Origin of the sequence: Pseudomonas sp. HT11, assembly GCF_044875395.1 — a bacterium.
In the GTDB taxonomy this organism is placed as follows: domain Bacteria; phylum Pseudomonadota; class Gammaproteobacteria; order Pseudomonadales; family Pseudomonadaceae; genus Aquipseudomonas.
In genome coordinates this window covers 6,147,065-6,167,607 of record NZ_CP173217.1, presented here as the reverse complement: position 1 = coordinate 6,167,607, position 20,543 = coordinate 6,147,065, and the positions used below count along the sequence as shown (strand labels likewise).

The window sequence follows — 20,543 nt, the reverse complement described above, 5'->3', positions numbered from 1 at the left end:
TTAGCTCGCAGCAGGCGGCTTGGCCACCGAGCACAGACGGATCGAGTCGGCGAGGATCTCAATGGCTTTCGGGCGTGGGAAGCTGGCGCGCCAGGCGATGGCCACGGTGCGGAATGGCACCGGCGGCGTGAGTGGGCGCACTTCGATCACGCCGGGGGCGTAGTGATGACTGTCCACTGCTGAGAGCGGCAAGATCGAAATGCCCAGGCCGGACGCGACCATGTGGCGAATGGTTTCCAGCGAGCTGGATTCCACCGTGGTGTGCTTGGCGCCGTCGTTGCCTTTGGTCAGGGTCGGGCAGGCTTCGAGTACCTGGTCGCGGAAGCAGTGGCCTTCGCCGAGCAGCAACAGGCTCTTGTCGTTGAGCAGGCCGGCGTCGATGGTGTCTTTTTGCGTCCACGGGTGGGAGGCCGGCATCAACACGTAGAACGGCTCGTCGTAGAGCGGCAAGGTCAACACGTCCGCTTCGTTGAACGGCAGGGCGATGATGATCGCGTCCAGCTCGCCGTTGCGCAGTTTGTCGCGCAGCACGTGGGTGAAATTTTCTTCGATATACAGCGGCATCTGCGGCGCGACGCGGTGCAGTTGCGGAATCAAATGCGGGAACAGGTACGGGCCAACCGTATAGATGGCGCCGACTTTCAGCGGCGCAGTCAGCTGGTTCTTGCCGGCTTGGGCCAGCTCGCGAATGCTTTGGGCTTGTTCCAGCACCTTTTGGGCCTGGGCGACAATGCCTTCGCCCACTGGCGTGAGGCGTACGGCGCTCTTGCTGCGCTCGAAAATCAGCACACCGAGTTCGTCTTCAAGCTTTTTCACACCCACCGACAGCGTCGGCTGGCTGACATGGCAACGCTCGGCCGCGTGGCCGAAGTGCTGCTCTTGGGCGAGGGTCACGATGTAGCGTAATTCTGTAAGAGTCATAGCGGGCGTCCATGAGGTTGCGAGCCAAGCATACCGGCTGCAATCGATAGACGCACGTTATCAGAACTTTGCTGGGGATTGAGCGGGGAGTGGCTCGGATTTAACTGAAAAATGGATTTTTAGCGGCAACAAGCAAAATGTGGGAGCGCACTGGCTCGCGAATGTGCGGTGTCAGTGACGAATGTATCGACTGACACTGCGCTTTCGCGAGCAAGCCCGCTCCCACGTGGGCCCGCTTCGCAATCCTTAGCGGCGACGCTTCTCGATGTTGTAAACAAACGGCGCGACGATCTCGACGCTGCCGCCTTTCAACATGTCGGCCGGTGGCTTGGGCAATGGCTGGGCACGACGAATCATGTCCAGGGTCGCGCGGTCCAGGTCGGCGTTGCCGGAGCGGCCCACCAACTCGTAGGACAGCACATTGCCTTCGGCATCGACCACGAAGCGCAGGCGGTTAAGCCCCTCTTTGCCACGCTGTTGAGCGCCTGGCGGGTATTTCTTGTACTTCTGCAAGTGCGCCAGCAGGGTGCCTTCCCAGGACGCTTTTGCTGCTACCTGGGCTGGCGACGGGCCGGGCACGGGTTGAGCGGATTTTTCAGCCGGCGCATTGGTCGGTGGGGTTTCGCTCGGCGGCTCTTCGGAAGGCTTCTCCTTGGGCGGCTCGGGCTTTTTCTCCACAGGCTTGGGCGGCTGGGGTTTGGGCTTGGGCTTGACCGGCTTGGGCACCTGGATCGTTGGCTTGGGCGCCTCGGCCAGTTTCGGCAAAGGCAGCTCTTCCACTGGAGCCGGCGGCTGTGGCGGCGTGACCACCTTTGGCGGCGCGGGTGGCGGTGGTGCCGGCATCGGCGCCAGGTCGATGACCATGGCGGCCGGTGGCAGCGTCACCGGATGCGGCGCGGACCATTGAAGCGCGATGATGATCGCGACGGCATGCACGCCCAGCACGACGGCGAGGCTGGTGCCATAACGCGTCAGTTTGTGGCGCGTCGTGATCATTTCTTGGCTGCCGTCTCAAGTCCGACCAGGCCTACCTTGAGGTAGCCGGCTGCCCGCAGGGCATCCATCACGCTCATCAGGTCGCCGTAGTCCACGCCCTTGTCGGCCTGGAAGAAGATCGTCGTGTCTTTCTTGCCTTGGGTCTTGGCGTCGAGCACCGGGCCCAGGGTTTCAGCTTTGACTTCTTCTTCGCCCAGGAACAGGCGTTGGTCCGCCTTGACGCTGAGGAAGATCGGCTTCTCCGGACGCGGCGCAGGCTTGGCGCTGGAGGCGGGCAGATCGACCTTGATGTCCACGGTGGCCAACGGTGCCGCCACCATGAAGATGATCAGCAGCACCAGCATCACGTCAATAAACGGCGTGACGTTGATTTCGTGGTTCTCGACGAGTTCATCGTCGCCTTGATTCAAATGCAGGCCCATGGCCGATTACCCCACTTTCACCATGTGCGGTTGCGAGCTGCGCTCGGTAGGGGCGTGATCGAGGTCGCGGCTGACCAGCAGCAGGACTTCTGCCGACGCGTCCGATACCTGAGCCTTGTAGCCGGCAATCGAACGGGCGAAGACGTTGTAGATCACCACTGCAGGAATTGCGGCAACCAGGCCCAATGCGGTTGCCAGCAGGGCTTCGGCGATGCCTGGGGCAACGACGGCGAGGTTGGTGGTCTGGGTTTTGGCGATGCCGATGAAGCTGTTCATGATGCCCCACACGGTACCGAACAGACCGACGAACGGTGCGGTGGAACCGATAGTGGCCAGCACGCCGGTGCCGCTGCTCATGTTACGACCGCAGGCCGCCACCAGGCGCTCGAGGCGGAAGCTGACGCGTTCCTTGATGCCTTCTTTTTCGCGGGTGTTGACCGACAGGCGCATTTCTTCCAGCGCGTCGTGGACCAGCAGGTTGGCCAGGGTGCCCTTCTTGGTAGCGGTGTCGCTGGCTTCCTTGAGGGTGGTGGCTTTTTTCAGGTGGACGATTTCAGTGCGCAGACGACGCTTGGCGCCCAGCAGCTCGAAGCCCTTGGCGATCCAGATGGTCCAGGTAATGATCGAGGCGATGGCCAGGCCGATCATGACGGCTTTTACCACCACGTCGGCGTTCTGGTACATGCCCCACGGGGACAGGTCATGGGCCATGCCCAGGCTGTTGTCTTCTTCCAGTACAACACCGGAGTCGTCGGCAGGTGCAGGGGCTGCGGCCTGGGCCGGGTCGGTGGCCACAGGTGCTGCGGCAGGGGCTGGCGGCGTAGCTGCATTCTGCTGGGCCGCGGCCGGGGTGGCTGGGGCGGTCGCGTCAGCGAATGCGGCGGTCGGTGCCAGCAGAACGCTGAACAGCAGCGCAGCAATCGCACGCCAGGCGCGAGATGGGCTGAGAGGCTTGGTTGGCGAAGCGGGGTTTGTATTACGTGTCATGCTGGCCGGACCTGAGAGAAAAAAATGAGTGATCGTCCTGCCAGACCCTGATGGGTCGAGGACAAATGGGCGGTTATTATTGCAAGTAATTCTTGTTAACAAAAGTAATACAGTTACTTAATTTGTCCTTTTGCTGGCCGCTGGTCATCTTCGGCGGCTAATCTGCGCCTTTAAGAATGGAGTTTTGTGATGTCTGCGCCTTCTGTTGTGATTGCCGGTTGCGGCGATGTGGGTAGTCGGCTGGCTAGCCAATTGCTGGCCTCGGAATGGGAGGTTCATGGCCTGCGACGTGATATTTCACGCCTTCCAGAGGGTGTCATCGGCATCGCCGGTGACCTGTTCAAAAAGGATTGCCCTGACACTTGGCCAATCGGCGCAGTGGATTACCTGGTGTATTGCGCCGCTGCGACCGACCACGATGAGGCCGGCTATCGCGCGGCGTACGTGCAAGGGTTGCAGCATGTGTTGGAGTGGCTGAACGACTACGGCCAGGAGCCCAAGCATTTGCTGTTTGTGTCGAGCAGCAGTGTGTACGGCCAGCAGAAGGGTGAGTGGGTCGACGAAACGTCCGACACTCAAGCGAAAGGGTATTCCGGCCAGATCATGCTGGAAGCTGAGCAAGTGGCGCTCAATAGCGGCATTCCGGCGAGCATTGTGCGGTTGACCGGTATCTATGGGCCCGGCCGTGAATGGCTGCTGACCCAAGTGCGCCAAGGCTATCGCGTGGCGGTTGATCCACCTTTATATGGCAACCGGATTCACGCGGATGACGCTGCCGGATTGCTGGCCTTCCTGCTGCGGCATGTGGAGCAGGGCGGTTCGCTGGATAGCATCTACATCGGCGTTGACGATGCGCCCGCGCCCTTGGCAGAAGTGGTGGGTTGGTTGCGCGACTACCTGGGCGTGACCGAATGGGCTGACGACGCCAGTGTGCGCCGCGCCGGCAGCAAGCGATGCAGCAATGCCCGAGCCAAGGCGTTGGGTTGGGTGCCGACCTACCCGACTTATCGCGAAGGGTACGCGGCGATCCTTGAAGGTAAGTGCTAGATGTGAAAAAGGAGCCGTGAGGCTCCTTTTTTGTTACTGCTTTTCCAGCAGCCATTGGCGTGGCCCTGGGCTGAGCTGGGGGATTTCGTCTGGCTGGGAAAGGTTGATCGCCTGCAGAATTTCCAACTGTTTGCCGTAGCGCACGAAAATCCAGTCCTCGCCGACAGCATCTTTACCCAGATAGACGACGTCATTGCCGGCACCTTGAGTGGCGCAATCGCCTCCCAGGCACAGTTCGTAGCGGTCATTATTGCCCAGGCCGGACACGCCGCCATCGGCGCTGAACCTCACAAGTTTGCCTGTGCCGTGGCCTTCAATAATTTTCCACTGACCGCCCATGTAGGCTGAGTTCAGGGCTTGCCTGAACGTGGTGCCCCACTTGGCACCTGCGGCAGCGGGTTGGGTGGGGCGGCTAAACGTTTGGCCTGCGTGAATCTTGCTGGTCTGTTGGACCAGTTGCTCGCCGTTCAATTGCAATTCGTCGCTGCCATGGCCGTCGTAATCCACCGACCAAATGCCAGGCGCCTTCGGCAGCAGCTGGCCTTCACCCACCTCGAACGCAGTGCTCAATTGCGCTTTGCCGGTACGGGTGTCGATGTTCCATTCCAGGTTCATGCCGTTGGCGTCCAGGGCTTTAAGCAGCGGCCGCCCCTGGGCGGCGGTATCGATGGCGGCCTGGTTGATCCATAGCCCGCTGATGTCCGCGGTTTGCTGCTGTATCTGCGTGCAGCCGCCCAGCAGGATCAGGCTGATGAGGAGTAGCGTGTGCATGGAGTGGCCCGTCTGCTGGTGAAAAAACCATGGCGCAGACTAAAGAAAAAGGAGCCGGTGGGCTCCTTTGTTCTGTATCACTGTTTTTCCAACAGCCACTGCCGTGGCCCCGGCGTAAACGAAGGCACTTCATCGGCCTGCGCAGTGTTCACGGCCTGGAAGATTTCCAGCTGCTTGCCCTTGCGCGCGAAGATCCACGGGTTGCCCTGGCCGTTGAGTTGCAGCCAGATACTGTCGTAGCCGCCGCTCATTGAGGCGCAGTCACCCGCCAGGCACAGCGAGTACCGATCGACACCGGGCAAACCGGCGACTTTGCCGTCAGCCTGGAACTGCACCGTGGCGCCGTCGCCGTTCCCGTCGGTGATCTTCCAGTCGCCACCCATATAGGCGGCATACAGGGCGCGCTCGAAGTTGGCGCCCAGTGGCGCGCCTTCGGGGGCTGGGTCATTGGCACGGGCGAACAGCTGCTCAGGCTCGTTGTCGTTGGCCACTTGCAGCAGTTGTTTGCCTTTGCGCTTGAGTTCGGTGGCGGAGCTGCCGTAGAAATCGACGCTCCAGGCGCCGGGTTTTTCATTGAGCAGCTTGCCTTCGGCGACTTCAAAACCGTTGTAGTAACGCGCCTGCGAAGCCTTGGTGTTGACCTCCCATTCGAGGTTCGGACCATAGGTTTGCAGTGCTTCACGCAAAGGGCCGCCCTTGGCTGCCGCGTTGATGGCGGCCTGGTTGATCCAGGTGCCGCTCACATCCAGATCGGCGGGGTTGCTGGCGCAGCCGCCGAGCAACAAGGCGAGCAACGAAGAGGCTACAAGCGCTTTGCGCATCACGAAATCCTTCTGAAACGAAGTCGGCGCAGCCTGTGGAGGCTGCGCCGGGTGTTTTACTCGATGACCAGAATCGCGTCCATCTCAACCTGTGCGCCCTTTGGCAGGGCGGCAACGCCGATAGCGGCGCGGGCTGGGTACGGCTGTTCGAAGTACTTGCCCATGATCTCGTTGACCTTGGCGAAGTGGCTCAGGTCAGTGAGGAAGATGTTCAGCTTGACGATGTCTTTGAACGAACCACCAGCGGCTTCAGCTACCGACTTGAGGTTTTCGAAGACCTGGACGGTTTGTGCTTCAAAGCCTTCAACCAGCTCCATGGTCTTTGGGTCCAGTGGAATCTGGCCGGACATGTAGACAGTGTTGCCCGCCTTGATCGCCTGGGAGTAGGTGCCAATGGCGGCAGGGGCTTTGTCGCTGGTGATAACAGTCTTGGTCATGAGTGACTCCTTGTAAGAGATCGGCTATGCGCGCATGCGGGTGATGCGAATCACCCCGGTCAGGGCGCGCAGTTTCTTGATCACGCGGGCCAGGTGCACGCGGTCGTGCACGCTGACCACCAGCTGGACCACGCTGATGCGGCCATCGCGCTCATCCATGCTGATTTTCTCGATATTGCCGTCGGCCGCGTTGACGCTGCTGGCCAGCAGGGCGATCAGGCCGCGCTGATGCTCCAGCTCAACGCGCAGTTCGACGTTGAATTCGCCGGTGACGTCCTTGGCCCACGAGAGCTGGATGCATTTCTCGGGGTTGTGGCGGATTTCAGTGATATTGCGGCAGTTGTCCAGGTGCACGACCATGCCTTTACCAGCCGACAAGTGGCCGACAATCGGGTCGCCCGGGATCGGCGTGCAGCACTTGGCGTAGCTGAGCACCAGGCCTTCCGTGCCGCGAATCGCCAGCGGGCCTTCGGGGCTTGGCAGCTGTTCGCCTTCGCCGAGCAGGCGCCGGGCAACCACATACGCCATGCGGTTGCCCAGGCCGATGTCTTCAAGCAGGTCTTCGATGGTTTCCTGGCGATACTCGTGGAGCATCGCTTGCACGCGCTCGGCCGGGATTTTCTCCAGGGCGCTGTCGAAACCATTGAGCACCTTGTTCAGCAGGCGTTCGCCGAGGCTGATGGACTCGGAGCGGCGTTGCAATTTGAGCGCGTGGCGAATGTGTGTGCGCGCTTTGCCGGTGACCACGAAGTTGAGCCAGGCCGGGTTCGGGCGCGCGCCGGGTGCGCTGACGATCTCGACCGTGGAGCCGCTTTGCAGCGGCTCGGACAGCGGCGCGAGACGACGGTTGATCCGGCAGGCAATGCAGCTGTTGCCGACGTCGGTGTGTACTGCGTAGGCAAAGTCGACCGCCGTGGAGCCTTTGGGCAGCTCCATGATCCGGCCTTTGGGCGTGAACACGTAGACCTCGTCCGGGAACAGGTCGATCTTCACGCTTTCGATAAATTCCAGGGAGTTGCCGGCACGTTGCTGCATTTCCAGCACGCCCTTGACCCACTGGCGGGCGCGGGCATGCGTGCCTTTTGGCTGCTCGTCGCCGCTGGACTTGTACAGCCAATGCGCGGCGATGCCGTTGTTGGCCATCTCTTCCATTTCCCGCGTACGGATCTGGATCTCGATCGGCACCCCGTGCATACCGAACAGCGTGGTATGCAGCGACTGATAGCCGTTGGCCTTGGGAATGGCGATGTAATCCTTGAAGCGGCCTGGCAGGGGTTTGTACAAATTATGTACAGCGCCCAGCACGCGGTAGCAGGTATCGACCTTGTCGACGATGATCCGGAACGCGTACACGTCCATGATCTCGTTGAAGGCCCGACGCTTGCCGCGCATTTTTTTGTAGATGCCGTAGATGTGTTTCTGCCGGCCGCTGACTTCGCCTTCAATCTCGTCGATCGCCAGGCAATGGCTCAGCGACTCTTCGATCTTGTTGACGATTTCCTTGCGGTTGCCCCGGGCGCGCTTGACCGCCTGATAGATGCGCGCAGAGCGCATCGGGTGCATGGCCTTGAAGCCGAGGTCTTCGAATTCGATGCGGATGGCATGCATGCCCAGCCGGTTGGCGATGGGCGCGTAGATTTCCAGGGTTTCCTTGGCGATGCGCCGGCGCTTTTCGCCGGACAGCACTTCCAGCGTGCGCATGTTGTGCAGCCGGTCGGCCAGCTTCACCAGGATGACCCGAATGTCTCGGGCCATGGCCATGGCCATCTTCTGGAAGTTTTCCGCCTGGGCTTCGGCCTTGGTTTCGAAGTTCATCTGGGTCAGTTTGCTGACCCCATCGACCAGTTCGGCCACGGTTTCGCCAAATTGCGCACTGAGCGCTTCCTTGGCGATGCCGGTGTCTTCGATCACGTCATGCAGCATCGCAGCCATCAAGCTCTGATGGTCCATGTGCATGTCGGCAAGAATATTGGCCACGGCAAGAGGATGCGTGACATACGCCTCACCACTGCGGCGGCGTTGGCCGTCGTGGGCTTGTTCGGCGTAGAAATACGCTCGGCGGACCAGGTTGACCTGGTCTGGGCCGAGGTAGGTCGATAAGCGATCGGCGAGGGCGTCTATGCTCGGCAAAGTGTTAACTCCTGCCGTTGGCTGTGACCCCGCGCCGTGCTACGTCGACCAGGCATAGGCTTAGACGGCCTCGTTGGACTCGTCCTCGAACGCTGCAAACAGCGGTTCGTCTTCAACGATTTCAGCGTTGGCGATGAACTCGTAGCTCATCAGGCCTTCAGCGATTTCACGCAGGGCTACAACGGTAGGCTTGTCGTTTTCCCACTGGACCAGGGGCTCTTTGCCGCCAGTGGCCAGTTGACGGGCACGCTTGGTAGAGAGCATGACCAGCTCAAAGCGGTTATCCACGTGTTCTAGGCAGTCTTCAACGGTTACGCGGGCCATGGTATTCCTCGGAGCGAATGCAAGATGCGCGCTGCCCGGTTGGGCGAGCGGACTGAACAGTTTAAAAAATCACCAGCGTTTAGGGAAGCGCTGATTTTCCCGCGGCCTCGCAAAACGGCTACAAGTGCCAATGTAAAGCCCTTGCAGCGGTTTTGGGAAGGGCCAATCAGCCGAGCAGTTCGGCGAGTAATTTGCCGAAACGCTGCTGTTGGCGTTTTTGCTGGAGCTGATTGGCGCGGAAAATCGCCTTCAAATCGTCCAGGGCGCTGGCGAAATCGTCATTGATGATCAGGTAGTCGTAGTCGACGTAGTGGCTCATTTCGCTGACGGCTTCACGCATGCGGCCTTCGATGATCTCGTCACTGTCCTGGCCACGGTTGGTCAGGCGCTGGTGCAAGGCTTCCAGCGACGGCGGCAGGATAAAGATCGAACGCGCCTTCGGCATCAGCTGGCGCACTTGCTCGGCACCCTGCCAGTCGATTTCCAGGATCAGGTCGTGGCCTTCGTCCAGAGTCTGCTGCAGGTGGCTTTGCGAGGTGCCGTAGAGGTTGCCGAACACTTCGGCACGCTCCAGGAAGTCGCCGTGCTCGATCATCTTGACGAACTCGGTGCGCTCGACGAAGTGGTAGTGCACGCCGTTCACTTCGCCCGGGCGCATGGCGCGGGTGGTGTGCGAGACCGAGATGCGGATCTGCTCGTCAGCGTCGGTCAAAGCCTTGACCAGGCTGCTCTTGCCCGCGCCCGAAGGGGCGGAAATGATGTAAAGGGTGCCGGTGCTGTGGGTCATGGAAGTTGCCTTACTCAATATTCTGTACTTGTTCGCGCATCTGCTCGATCAACACTTTGAGGTTGACCGCAGCTTGTGTGCTGCGCGGATCAAACGCTTTGGAGCCCAGTGTATTGGCTTCGCGGTTGAGTTCCTGCATCAGGAAGTCCAGGCGCCGACCAGCGGCGCCGGCAGACTTGAGCACGCGGCGCACTTCGAGGATGTGGGTGCTCAGGCGGTCGAGCTCTTCGGCCACGTCACTTTTCTGCGCCAGCAGCACCATTTCCTGCTCCAGGCGCGTCGGGTCGAGGTCGGCCTTCATGTCGGTGAAACGGTCCAGAACCTTCTGGCGCTGCGTGGCGAGCATTTGCGGCACCAACTCGCGCAGGGTGACCACGTCTTCCTCGATCGCGCTCAGGCGCTCGCTGATCAGGCGCGCCAGTTCGGCGCCCTCACGCTCGCGGCCAGCCTTGAGCTCCTGCAAACCCTGGTTGAACAGGGCGAGGGCTTCGGCATTGAGGGCCTGCGGGTCGGTGGCGTCGGCCACCAGTACGCCGGGCCAGGCCAGCACTTCCAGCGGGTTCAGCGCGGCGGGTTGCTTGATCAGGCCGGCGATGGTTTCAGCGGCGGCGACCAGTTGCGCGGCGCGGTCGCGGTCGATCTGCAGCGGCTTGCCGGTGGTTTCTTCGGTAAAACGCAGGGTGCATTCCAGCTTGCCGCGGGAAATGCCCTGGCGCAGCGCTTCACGCACGGCGCCTTCGAGGTCGCGGAAGGATTCCGGCAGACGCAGGTGCGGCTCCAGGTAACGGCTGTTGACCGAGCGCAGTTCCCAGCTCAGGGTGCCTTGGGCGCCGGCTTTTTCGACGCGGGCGAAGGCGGTCATGCTGTGCACCATGGAGGTACCTCGCGATGCAGTCCCGCAAATACGGGCTGATGGGTAAATTGAAGCCGACAGGCTGCGAAGGCGCAGGATTGTAGCGCAGTGAGGCGAACGCGCCCAAACAATGGGCGCCAGGCCCGCCATTCGTAACCGAATTTTTTAGAAGTGCCCCGAATCGGCTGGCGGCTCTATAATGCTCGGCAGTTTTTCGTCCTCCGTACAGGTATCCCCTATGAAACGTCCAAGTGGTCGCGCTGCCGATCAGCTCCGCTCGATCCGCATCACCCGCAACTACACCAAACACGCCGAGGGATCTGTACTGGTCGAGTTTGGCGATACCAAGGTGATCTGCACCGTCAGCGTCGAAAACGGCGTGCCGCGCTTCCTCAAGGGCCAGGGCCAGGGTTGGTTGACCGCCGAATACGGCATGCTGCCGCGTGCCACCGGCGAGCGTAACCAGCGTGAAGCCAGCCGTGGCAAGCAAGGCGGCCGCACCCTGGAAATCCAGCGCCTGATTGGCCGTTCGCTGCGCGCAGCGCTGGACATGTCCAAGCTGGGCGACGTGACCCTGTACGTCGATTGCGACGTGATCCAGGCTGACGGCGGCACCCGCACTGCCTCCATCACCGGCGCCATGGTGGCCTTGGTTGATGCGCTGAAAGTGATCAAGAAGCGTGGCGGCCTGAAAGCCGGCGACCCGCTCAAGCAGATGATCGCTGCCGTGTCGGTGGGCATGTACCAGGGCGAGCCGGTCCTCGATCTGGACTACCTGGAAGACTCGGCTGCCGAGACTGACCTGAACGTGGTAATGACCAGCAGCGGTGGTTTCATCGAAGTGCAGGGCACCGCCGAAGGCGCGCCATTCCAGCCGGCCGACCTGAACGCCATGCTGGCCCTGGCCCAGAAAGGCATGACCGAAATCTTCGAACTGCAGAACGCCGCACTGGCTGACTGAAACGGCCGCAAGGAGCAACGCCATGAGTGACCACCAACTGCTTGTGCCCACGCCTCCTTACGAAGTGCGTCAGGGCGCGATGTTGTGTCACCTCGCGGCGTTCCTGGGGTTTGTGTTTCCCTTCGGCAGTGTCGTGGGGCCGCTGATCCTGTGGCAGATGAAGAAGGAAGTGGACCCGTTCATTGATGATCAGGGCAAGGAGGCCTTGAACTTCCAGATCACCGTGGCCATTGCCTGGCTGGTTTGCATCGTGCTGGCTTTTGCGGTGATTGGTTTTTTCCTGATGACTGCCCTGGCAATCGCCACGGTGGTGCTGACGATCATCGGCGCAATCAAAGCCAGCAAGGGGGTTGCCTATCGCTATCCCTTTACCTGGCGATTGGTCAAATAGTGAGCGCCCACAAAAAAACCGACAGCGATGTCGGTTTTTTTGTGCCTGGCAAAAGACCTTAGATGGTCAATGTCCAGTCGTAGTCCACGATCAGCGGCGCGTGCTGCGAGAAGCGTGGCTGACGCGGCAGGCGTGCGCTGCGAACAAAGCGGCGAAGCCCCGGGGTCAGCAGCTGGTAGTCGAAACGCCAGCCCAGATTAAGCATCTCGGCCTGTTCGTTATCCGGCCACCAGCTGTACTGGTCGCCTTCGCGGCTGACTTCGCGCAGGGCGTCAACATAGCCCATGTTGCCGACAATCTCGTCCATCCAGGCCCGTTCCGGCGCCAGGAAACCCGGGGATTGCTGGCTGTCGCGCCAGTTCTTGATATCCAGCTTCTGTTGCGCCACGTACAGCGAGCCACAGTAAATGTACTCGCGACGTTTGCGTCGCTGTTTATCCAGATAACGGGCGAAATCGTCCATTAGCTTGAACTTCTGGTTCAAGTCTTCATCGCCGTTCTGCCCCGAAGGGAGCAGCAAGGTCGCGATGCTGACCTTGTCGAAATCGGCTTGCAGGTAGCGCCCGTAGCGGTCGGCTGTCTCGAAGCCGAGGCCGCTGATGACCGCCTTGGGTTGCAACCGCGAGTACAAAGCCACGCCACCTTGGGTGGGCACTTCGGCATCGCAGGCATAAAGGAAGTAGCCATCCAGTTGGAAGGCTGGGTCGTCCAGTTCAAAGGCGGAGGCGCGGGTGTCCTGCAGGCAGATGACGTCGGCATTCTGTGCTTGCAGCCAACTGAGCAAACCACGCTCGACTGCAGCCTGAATACCATTGACGTTCACACTGATGATCCGCATAAATGGCCCCAAAAATCGCGTGCGTGTATGATACACGCCGTCTACCTAATTAGCTAAATCCGTGGTATCTGAGGCTTTTTTCATGCAGGCGTATCAACGCGATTTCATTCGTTTTGCCATCGATCGCGGCGTTTTGCGCTTCGGTGAGTTCACCTTGAAGTCCGGGCGCACCAGCCCGTACTTCTTCAATGCAGGCTTGTTCAACTCGGGTTCGGCCCTGGCTCAGCTGGGTCGTTTCTACGCGGCAGCCATCGTTGAAAGCGGCATTTCCTTCGATGTTTTGTTTGGTCCAGCCTACAAGGGCATCCCGCTGGCGGCCGCGACTGCTGTGGCGTTGGCTGAGCATCACGGGCTGGATCTGCCGTGGTGCTTCAACCGTAAAGAGGCCAAGGCACATGGCGAAGGCGGTAGCCTGGTTGGGGCTCCGCTCAAGGGCGACGTGCTGATCATCGACGACGTGATCACCGCCGGTACCGCCATCCGTGAAGTGATGCAGATCATCGCGTCCCAAGATGGCGCCAAGGCCGCGGGCGTGCTGATCGCGTTGAACCGTCAGGAGCGCGGCAACGGTGAGTTGTCGGCCATTCAGGAAGTGGAACGTGATTTCGGCATTCCGGTGGTGAGCATTGTGTCGCTGAACCAGGTGTTGCAGTTCCTGGAAGACGATCCGCAGCTCAAGCAGCATTTGCCGGCCGTTAAGGCTTATCGCGAGCAATTTGGTGTCTGACACTGATTTCTCTGTGTGAGAGGGGGCTTGCTCCCGATAGCGGTGTATCAGTTGATTGATTCAGCACTGATCCACTGCTATCGGGGGCAAGCCCCCTCCCACATTTTGATCTGCAGTGTTTTCAAATCCTGCAAACAAAAAGGCCCCGCTCAATTCGATTGAGCGGGGCCTTTTTGTTTCTAGTGCTTAAGGACGCTTGCGATTACTGATCAGCGTGCCCACACCGGTATCGGTGAAGATTTCCAGCAGGATTGCATTTGGCACGCGGCCATCCAGGATCAGCGAGCTGCCGACGCCGCCTTGCACGGCTTCCAGCGCGCAACGGATCTTCGGCAGCATGCCGCCGTAGATGGTGCCGTCGGCGATCAACTCGTCCACCTGCTGGGTGGTCAAGCCCGTCAGCACCTTGCCTTCCTTGTCCATCAGGCCGGCAATGTTGGTCAGCAGCATCAGCTTCTCAGCCTTCAGCGCCTCGGCCACTTTACCGGCTACCAGGTCGGCGTTGATGTTGTACGACTCACCGTTGGCGCCCACGCCGATTGGCGCGATCACTGGAATGAAGTCGCCTTTGACCAGCAGATTCAGCAGGTCGGTGTTGATGCCGATCACTTCACCTACCTGGCCGATGTCGATGATTTCCGGCTGGGTCATCTCCGGCGTCTGGCGGGTAACGGTCAGTTTTTTCGCGCGGATCAGCTCCGCGTCCTTGCCGGTCAGGCCGATGGCGCTGCCGCCATGACGGTTGATCAGGTTGACGATGTCTTTGTTGACCTGGCCACCGAGGACCATCTCCACCACGTCCATGGTCTGCGCGTCTGTAACGCGCATGCCATCAATGAAGTGACTCTCGATCGACAAGCGCTTGAGCAGGTCGCCGATTTGCGGGCCGCCACCGTGCACCACCACCGGGTTGATCCCGACAGCTTTCATCAACACGATGTCGCGGGCAAAGCCGGTTTTCAGCTCTTCGCTTTCCATGGCATTGCCGCCGTACTTGATCACCAGCGTCTTGCCGACGTAGCGTCGAATGTAAGGCAACGCTTCGGACAGGACCTTGGCAGTATTGGCAGCGGCTTCGCGTTCGAGGGTCATTCAGGGCTCCGGTAAAAAATCAGAACGGTAATTGGAGATCAGGGGCAACACGTTTCAACTGGGCGTGGAACACGTCCTTGATGCGCTGCAACTCAGCCTCGGTATCCGCCTCGAAACGCAGGACCAGCACCGGTGTGGTGTTGGACGCGCGAACCAGGCCCCAGCCTTTGGCGTAATCGACTCGCACACCATCAATGGTGGTCAGGTTGGCGCCTTCGCCCCATTGCGCATCGTGCAGTGCGTCAATGATGCTGAATTTGCTCTCCTCGGTCACATGGATATTGATCTCTGGCGTAGAAATATCATTCGGGAAGGTCTGAAACAGCTCCTGCGCCGTGGATTTTTCCTTGCTGAGGATCTCCAGCAGACGGGCGGCGCTATAAATGCCGTCGTCGAACCCGAACCAGCGCTCTTTGAAGAACACGTGGCCGCTCATTTCGCCGGCCAACAGCGCGCCGGTTTCCTTCATTTTCTTTTTGATCAACGAGTGGCCGGTCTTCCACATTAGTGGGCGACCGCCGTATTCCTTGATCAGTGGGGTGAGGCGGCGGGTGCACTTCACGTCGAAGATGATTTCGGCGTTGGGGTTGCGGGCCACCACGTCACGGGCAAACAGCATCAGCAGGCGGTCGGCGAACACGTTCTCGCCGGTGTTGGTCACCACGCCGACGCGGTCGCCGTCACCGTCGAAGGCCAGGCCGACGTCGGCGCCGGTTTCCTTGACCTTGGCGATCAGGTCCACCAGGTTTTCAGGCTTGCCCGGGTCCGGGTGGTGGTTAGGGAAGTTGCCGTCAACGTCGCAGAACAACGGAATCACTTCGCAGTTCAGGGCTTCGAGCAGTTGCGGGGCAATCACGCCGGCCGCGCCGTTGCCGCAGTCCACCACCACTTTCAGGCGGCGGGCGAGTTTGACGTCGCCCGTGATCTGGTCAGAGTAGCGTTGAAGAATATCGACTTTGGTGATGCTGCCGGTGCCGGTGGTCAGATCGTTGGTCTTCAAGCGCTCGTGCAGCGCTTGAATCTGTTCGTTGGCGAGGGTGTCGCCGGCGATGACGATCTTGAAGCCGTTGTAGTCCGACGGATTATGGCTGCCGGTGAGCATAACGCCGGACTTGCCAGCCAGTACGTTGGCTGCGTAGTACAGCGCAGGAGTCGGCACCAGGCCCACATCGCTGACGTGGCAGCCGCTGTCGGCCAGGCCCTGGATCAGTTGCTCCACCAGCTCCGGGCCGGACAAGCGGCCATCGCGGCCTACCGATACATTGGGTTCGCCCTGGGCCAGGCTTTGGGAGCCGATGGCACGGCCGATCCAATAGGCGGTTTCGGCGGTCAGGGTCTTGGGCACGACGCCACGAATGTCATAGGCGCGAAAGATGCTGTCGGGAAATGTCGGGGCTACTCGGGCTGCGGTACTCATCGCGGGGGGAAACTCCATCTGAAGGGGGCAAAGCTGGCCTTAAAGTGGCTGACCGGCAGGCTCAAACTGAAGGGTATGACGGCGTTTTCGGCAGAGAGTTCGTGGTGCAAAAGTGCCATCGGAGCTGGCACTCCGTGCTTATGGCTGCGTAATGTGTTGATTTCAATGATGAAATCTCGCTGATTAATTCCGCGCATTCTTCGTCCTGAAAAGCCTTGCGGTGGCATCGGGCCGGACAAAAGCGTCCGGCCTGATTCAGCTTAGTCAGTGGCTGCCGGAATGCCCAAAACCGCCTGCGCCGCGTTGAGTCTCATCGAACTCCTGAACCAGTTCGAAGTGCGCCTGCACCACCGGCACCAGCACCAGTTGCGCGATACGCTCGCCAACAGCAATGTTGAAGGCGGTCTGGCCGCGGTTCCAGCACGACACCATCAACTCGCCCTGGTAGTCGGAGTCGATCAGGCCGACCAGGTTGCCCAGCACGATGCCGTGTTTGTGGCCCAGGCCGGAGCGCGGCAGGATCAATGCCGCCAGGCCGGGGTCGCCAACGTAAATCGACAGGCCGGTAGGGATCAGGAGGGTCTGGCCGGGTTCAAGAACAGTGTCTTGCTTGAGCATGGCGCGCAGGTCCAACCCGGCGGAGCCTGGGGTGGCGTAGGCCGGCAGTGGGAATTCGTTGCCGATGCGTGGGTCGAGAATCTTGGCTTGCAAAGCGTGCATGTCAATTAAACCTGGTTCAGCCGTTGGGCGATAAATGAGATCAGTTGGCGGGCAATCTTGCCTTTGCTGGTCTGGGCGAAAACGGTGGCGTGCAACTCGCGGTCGATCACGCTGATGGCATTTTCCTCGCTGTTGAAGCCGATGCTCGGGTTGGCGACATCATTGGCAACGATCAGGTCGAGGTTTTTGTCTTTCAATTTGCGTGCCGCGTAGTCCAGCAGGTGCTCGGTTTCGGCGGCAAAGCCGACGCTGAAAGGGCGGTCCGCACGCGTGGCGATGGTTGCCAGAATGTCGGGGTTGCGCACCATTTGCAGGAGCAGGCCGTCGCCGCTTGTAGGGTCTTTCTTAAGCTTTTGCGGGGCTACGACTTCCGGGCGGTAGTCTGCAACCGCCGCCGAGGCGATAAACAGGTCGCAGGGAATGGCTGCCTCGCAGGCCGCCAGCATGTCCCGGGCGCTGACTACGTCGATTCGCGTGACCCGATCAGGCGTCGGCAAGTGCACCGGGCCGGTGATCAAGGTGACACGTGCGCCTGCCTCAACCGCCGCTTCGGCCAAGGCAAAGCCCATTTTTCCTGAGCTATGGTTGGTGATGTAGCGCACCGGGTCGATGTTTTCCTGAGTCGGGCCGGCGGTGATCAGCACGTGTTTGCCGGTGAGGGCCAGGTGCTGGAAACACTCGGCGGCGCACAGCGCCAGGTCGGTGGCTTCGAGCATGCGGCCCATGCCGACGTCGCCGCAGGCCTGGCTGCCGGACGCCGGGCCGAACACCTTGAGGCCTCGGCTTTGCAGGAGCTGGGTGTTGGCCTGGGTCGCCGGGTCGCGCCACATGGCCTGGTTCATGGCCGGGGCGATGGCGACGGTGGCGTCGGTGGCCAGCACCAGCGTGGTCAGCAGGTCATCGGCGATGCCTTGGGCCAGGCGGGCGATCAAATCGGCGGTGGCCGGGGCGATCAGTACCAGATCGGCCCATTTGGCCAGCTCGATATGGCCCATCGCGGCTTCGGCCGCCGGGTCCAGCAGGTCCAGATGAACCGGGTGGCCGGACAGGGCTTGCATGGTCAGCGGGGTGATGAACTCGCTGCCGCCGCGGGTCATGACTACGCGCACTTCGGCGCCCTGGTCCAGAAGCCTGCGAACCAGCTCTGCGCTCTTGTAGGCGGCAATGCCGCCGCCGACGCCGAGAACGATGCGTTTCCGATACAGACGCTGCATTGGTTTGCCTTTCCAGTTCAGTGATGCCAGTTCAGTGACGCCTGCGATGCCCCCTCCCCAGGAGAAATCGCACGCAAAAAAGAGGGCTTAAGATAACACAGCGTCCGCCGGGCAACAGCGGCGCACATGCACACGGAGGTGGGATGAGTATTCGCGATTGGCCTGTGGCGGAACGTCCGCGGGAGAAGCTTTTGGAATGGGGCGCGGCAATGTTGTCGGACGCCGAACTGCTGGCGATCTTCCTGCGCACCGGGGTGTCGGGCAGAAGCGCGGTCGACCTGGCGCGCCATTTATTGGCGCAATTTGGTGGCCTTCGCCCGCTGCTGGAGGCCAACCAGACGCTGTTCAGCCAGCATTTGGGGTTAGGGCCGGCAAAGTTTGCCCAGTTGCAGGCGGTGCTGGAGATGTCCCGGCGGCACATGGCCGAGCGCCTGCGGGCGGACTCGGTGCTGGAAAGCCCGCTGGCCGTGCGTGATTACCTCAAGGCGCTGCTGCGCCATGAACCCCACGAGATCTTTGGCTGCCTGTTTCTCGACTCGAAGCACCGCGTTCTGGGGTTTGAGGCGCTGTCCCAGGGCACCATCGACACTGCCATTGTTTACCCGCGGCAAGTGGTCAAGCGTGCGTTGGCGTACAACGCTGCAGCGCTGATTCTGTGTCACAACCATCCTTCGGGGAGTGTCGAGCCGAGTGCGGCTGATCGAAAATTGACCAAGTTGCTGCAAAAGGCGTTGGAGGTGGTGGATGTGCGGGTGCTGGATCACATCATTGTCGGCGATGGTGATCCGTTGTCGATGGCGGAATACGGGTGGATGTAGCCCCGCCCACAAGGGCGGGGCTGGTCATCAGGGCTTGACGCTGACTTTCGAGAAGTCCTGGCGCCCGAACGGGCTCACCTGATAGCCCTCGACATTCTTGCGTGTCAGGGCAAACGCGGTCGGATGCGCCAACGGCAGCCACAACGCCTGCTGCTGGATCTGCGCCTGAGCCTGTTGATACAGCTTGGTGCGCACGCCTTGCTCGCTGGTGGTCTTGCCGGCGCTGATCAGTTTGTCCAGCGCGGGGTCGCAGTAGCGGGCGAAGTTGGTGCCGGATTTCACCGCCGCGCAAGAGAACTGCGGGGTCAGGAAGTTATCCGGGTCGCCGTTATCGCCGGCCCAGCCCATGAACAGCAGGTCATGTTCACCGGCCTTGGCGCGGCGAATCAGTTCGCCCCATTCGATCACACGGATCTCTGCCTGGATGCCGATCTTGGCCAGGTCTGCCTGCAACAGTTGTGCGCCCAGGTTAGGGTTGGGGTTCAGCAAGCTGCCGGTTGGGCGTGTCCAAATGGTGGTCTTGAAACCGCCTTTGAGCCCCGCGCGGTCGAGCAGCGTCTTGGCCTTGGCGATGTCCTGTGGATAACCCGGCAGGTCTTTGGCATAGCTCCAGGTATTGGGTGGATAAATGCCATTGGCCGCCTCGGCGGTGCCTTCAAACACAGCCTTGAGGTAGCTGTTCTTGTCAAAAGCCAGGTTGATTGCCTGGCGCACTTCCGGCTTGTCCAGCGGCGGATGCTGGCTGTTGATGGCCACGAATGCAGTCATGAAGGCAGCGGTTTTCTCCACCTTCAATGCCGGGTCTTTTTCGGCCTCGCCTACATCCAGCGGCTTGGGCGAGAGGGCGATCTGGCATTCGTCGCGATGCAATTTCTGCAGGCGCACGTTGGCGTCCGGGGTAATGGCGAACAGCAAGTTATCCACAGCCGGTTTGCCGGCGAAATAGTCCGGGTTAGCTTTGTAGCGAACCACGGCATCTTTCTGGAACCGTACGAAAACAAACGGGCCGGTGCCGATCGGTTGGCTATTGAGTTTCTCCGGGGTGCCGGCCTTGAGCAGCTTGTCGGCGTATTCGGCCGGGTAGATCGAGGCAAAACCCATGCTCAGCGCGGCGAGGAAGGTCGAGTCGGCGTGATCGAGCGTGAAGCGCACGGTCAGCGGGTCGAGGGCGTCGATCTTCTTGACCAGCGTCGGCAACTGTAGCGACTGGGCATGCGGGAAACCGCTCTGGGCGATCTTGTGCCATGGGTTGGCCGGATCGAGCATGCGCTCGAAACTGAAGCGCACATCTTCGGCGGTGAGAGTGCGGCTCGGGGTGAAGTATTCAGTGCGGTGGAATTTCACATCCGGGTGCAGCTTGAAGGTGTACGTCAGGCCATCTGGCGAAACGTCCCAACTGTCCGCAAGGCTCGGCACCAGCTTACCGCTGGCGGCGTCGTAATCCACCAGGCGGTTCATCAGGACGTCGGCCGAGGCATTGGTAGTGGTCAGCGAGTTGTATTGCACCACATCGAACCCTTCAGGGCTGGCTTCGGTACACACGCTCAAACTGGTAGCAGCCAGGGCCGTCGGCGTAATAAATAGAGGGGCTAGCAATAGCGGTAGGGCAGCGAGGCGCATGTTCGGTTTCCTTTGCAGATCGAAGGCCCATCTGCGAGTGCAGTCTGGAAAAAGCCTACCGTAGTGGTCTGATTGATAAATGACCAGTCCATTTTTGCCTGTGCTTTTGGCGCAAATGCTGTTTTGATGGCGCCTCAGCGCGTTTCGCCGTGCACTTCATCGTGCGTGCGGGCGCTGTAAATCATTCTGTGCGACGAGCGGTCGGCTGTGACAGCGGCCACTCCTGGCAACGGTTCAGGCGTCTGTCGC

At 60.7% G+C, this 20,543-nt stretch carries 21 protein-coding genes and 1 pseudogene; 5 read left to right on the top strand and 17 right to left on the bottom strand.

What is annotated here, in order from left to right; genetic code table 11:
- From ABWL43_RS28585 to exbB, 4 genes are all read right to left on the bottom strand, one after another.
- Window positions 1-921 (bottom strand): hydrogen peroxide-inducible genes activator, encoded by a 921-nt coding sequence (locus ABWL43_RS28585; RefSeq protein ID WP_015886540.1) that lies wholly within the window; start codon window positions 919-921, stop codon window positions 1-3.
- Window positions 922-1,167: 246 nt separating this feature from the next.
- Entirely contained in the window at window positions 1,168-1,917 is a 750-nt protein-coding gene (locus ABWL43_RS28580) for an energy transducer TonB (protein WP_106575867.1), read from the bottom strand.
- A complete protein-coding gene (gene exbD, locus ABWL43_RS28575; RefSeq protein ID WP_003195519.1) occupies window positions 1,914-2,339 on the bottom strand; it encodes a TonB system transport protein ExbD in 426 nt (141 codons plus the stop codon). Before exbD ends, ABWL43_RS28580 begins: the two co-directional genes overlap by 4 nt.
- Before the next feature lie 6 nt (window positions 2,340-2,345).
- On the bottom strand, window positions 2,346-3,326 hold the full coding sequence (gene exbB / locus ABWL43_RS28570) for a tonB-system energizer ExbB (RefSeq protein ID WP_119737214.1): 981 nt from the start codon (window positions 3,324-3,326) through the stop codon (window positions 2,346-2,348).
- A gap of 189 nt (window positions 3,327-3,515) precedes the next feature.
- On the opposite strand from exbB, the gene ABWL43_RS28565 reads away from it, so the two are divergent.
- Entirely contained in the window at window positions 3,516-4,373 is an 858-nt protein-coding gene (locus ABWL43_RS28565) for an SDR family oxidoreductase (RefSeq protein ID WP_242199568.1), read from the top strand.
- Between the two features lie 33 nt (window positions 4,374-4,406).
- Here ABWL43_RS28565 and ABWL43_RS28560 read toward each other — a convergent pair whose 3' ends face one another.
- The 7 genes from ABWL43_RS28560 to ABWL43_RS28530 form a co-directional block, all read right to left on the bottom strand.
- The gene (locus ABWL43_RS28560) at window positions 4,407-5,144 is read right to left on the bottom strand and encodes a hypothetical protein (protein ID WP_404485959.1); all 738 of its coding nucleotides are present in this window, start codon (window positions 5,142-5,144) and stop codon (window positions 4,407-4,409) included.
- A 77-nt stretch (window positions 5,145-5,221) separates the two neighbouring features.
- Window positions 5,222-5,965, bottom strand: a complete 744-nt coding sequence (locus ABWL43_RS28555) for a hypothetical protein (RefSeq protein WP_404485957.1) — start codon at window positions 5,963-5,965, stop codon at window positions 5,222-5,224.
- A gap of 56 nt (window positions 5,966-6,021) precedes the next feature.
- Complete coding sequence (locus ABWL43_RS28550; protein WP_003176922.1) at window positions 6,022-6,402, bottom strand: RidA family protein; 381 nt, start codon at window positions 6,400-6,402, stop codon at window positions 6,022-6,024.
- A gap of 24 nt (window positions 6,403-6,426) precedes the next feature.
- On the bottom strand, window positions 6,427-8,532 hold the full coding sequence (gene spoT / locus ABWL43_RS28545; protein ID WP_083356111.1) for a bifunctional GTP diphosphokinase/guanosine-3',5'-bis pyrophosphate 3'-pyrophosphohydrolase: 2,106 nt from the start codon (window positions 8,530-8,532) through the stop codon (window positions 6,427-6,429).
- A gap of 60 nt (window positions 8,533-8,592) precedes the next feature.
- Window positions 8,593-8,856, bottom strand: a complete 264-nt coding sequence (rpoZ, locus tag ABWL43_RS28540; protein ID WP_003176920.1) for a DNA-directed RNA polymerase subunit omega — start codon at window positions 8,854-8,856, stop codon at window positions 8,593-8,595.
- A 166-nt stretch (window positions 8,857-9,022) separates the two neighbouring features.
- Complete coding sequence (gene gmk, locus ABWL43_RS28535) at window positions 9,023-9,643, bottom strand: guanylate kinase (RefSeq protein ID WP_106575862.1); 621 nt, start codon at window positions 9,641-9,643, stop codon at window positions 9,023-9,025.
- A gap of 10 nt (window positions 9,644-9,653) precedes the next feature.
- Window positions 9,654-10,517: a YicC/YloC family endoribonuclease gene (locus ABWL43_RS28530; RefSeq protein ID WP_242199573.1), complete on the bottom strand. Its 864-nt coding sequence runs from the start codon at window positions 10,515-10,517 to the stop codon at window positions 9,654-9,656.
- A 217-nt stretch (window positions 10,518-10,734) separates the two neighbouring features.
- On the opposite strand from ABWL43_RS28530, the gene rph reads away from it, so the two are divergent.
- Both rph and ABWL43_RS28520 read left to right on the top strand, forming a co-directional pair.
- Complete coding sequence (gene rph / locus ABWL43_RS28525) at window positions 10,735-11,457, top strand: ribonuclease PH (protein WP_106575860.1); 723 nt, start codon at window positions 10,735-10,737, stop codon at window positions 11,455-11,457.
- A gap of 22 nt (window positions 11,458-11,479) precedes the next feature.
- Window positions 11,480-11,848 (top strand): DUF4870 domain-containing protein, encoded by a 369-nt coding sequence (locus ABWL43_RS28520; protein ID WP_404485950.1) that lies wholly within the window; start codon window positions 11,480-11,482, stop codon window positions 11,846-11,848.
- A 58-nt stretch (window positions 11,849-11,906) separates the two neighbouring features.
- Here ABWL43_RS28520 and ABWL43_RS28515 read toward each other — a convergent pair whose 3' ends face one another.
- On the bottom strand, window positions 11,907-12,686 hold the full coding sequence (locus tag ABWL43_RS28515; protein WP_003195493.1) for an exodeoxyribonuclease III: 780 nt from the start codon (window positions 12,684-12,686) through the stop codon (window positions 11,907-11,909).
- A gap of 82 nt (window positions 12,687-12,768) precedes the next feature.
- Here ABWL43_RS28515 and pyrE point away from each other — a divergent pair, with 82 nt between their 5' ends.
- Complete coding sequence (gene pyrE, locus ABWL43_RS28510; RefSeq protein WP_063033848.1) at window positions 12,769-13,413, top strand: orotate phosphoribosyltransferase; 645 nt, start codon at window positions 12,769-12,771, stop codon at window positions 13,411-13,413.
- Window positions 13,414-13,599: 186 nt separating this feature from the next.
- Here the strand turns inward: pyrE and argB are convergent, their stop codons facing one another.
- The 4 genes and pseudogenes from argB to coaBC all read right to left on the bottom strand — a co-directional run bounded on the left by argB (window position 13,600) and on the right by coaBC (window position 17,856).
- Complete coding sequence (gene argB, locus ABWL43_RS28505; RefSeq protein WP_017735763.1) at window positions 13,600-14,505, bottom strand: acetylglutamate kinase; 906 nt, start codon at window positions 14,503-14,505, stop codon at window positions 13,600-13,602.
- Between the two features lie 19 nt (window positions 14,506-14,524).
- A pseudogene (locus ABWL43_RS28500) lies at window positions 14,525-15,946 on the bottom strand (phosphomannomutase/phosphoglucomutase); the annotation flags it as partial.
- Window positions 15,947-16,186: 240 nt separating this feature from the next.
- On the bottom strand, window positions 16,187-16,642 hold the full coding sequence (gene dut, locus ABWL43_RS28495; protein WP_106575855.1) for a dUTP diphosphatase: 456 nt from the start codon (window positions 16,640-16,642) through the stop codon (window positions 16,187-16,189).
- Between the two features lie 5 nt (window positions 16,643-16,647).
- Complete coding sequence (gene coaBC / locus ABWL43_RS28490) at window positions 16,648-17,856, bottom strand: bifunctional phosphopantothenoylcysteine decarboxylase/phosphopantothenate--cysteine ligase CoaBC (protein WP_010207499.1); 1,209 nt, start codon at window positions 17,854-17,856, stop codon at window positions 16,648-16,650.
- A gap of 143 nt (window positions 17,857-17,999) precedes the next feature.
- Here coaBC and radC point away from each other — a divergent pair, with 143 nt between their 5' ends.
- Window positions 18,000-18,674, top strand: a complete 675-nt coding sequence (radC, locus tag ABWL43_RS28485; RefSeq protein ID WP_404485945.1) for a DNA repair protein RadC — start codon at window positions 18,000-18,002, stop codon at window positions 18,672-18,674.
- A 27-nt stretch (window positions 18,675-18,701) separates the two neighbouring features.
- Here radC and ABWL43_RS28480 read toward each other — a convergent pair whose 3' ends face one another.
- On the bottom strand, window positions 18,702-20,294 hold the full coding sequence (locus ABWL43_RS28480) for an ABC transporter substrate-binding protein (protein ID WP_404485942.1): 1,593 nt from the start codon (window positions 20,292-20,294) through the stop codon (window positions 18,702-18,704).
- Window positions 20,295-20,543 lie beyond the last annotated feature (249 nt).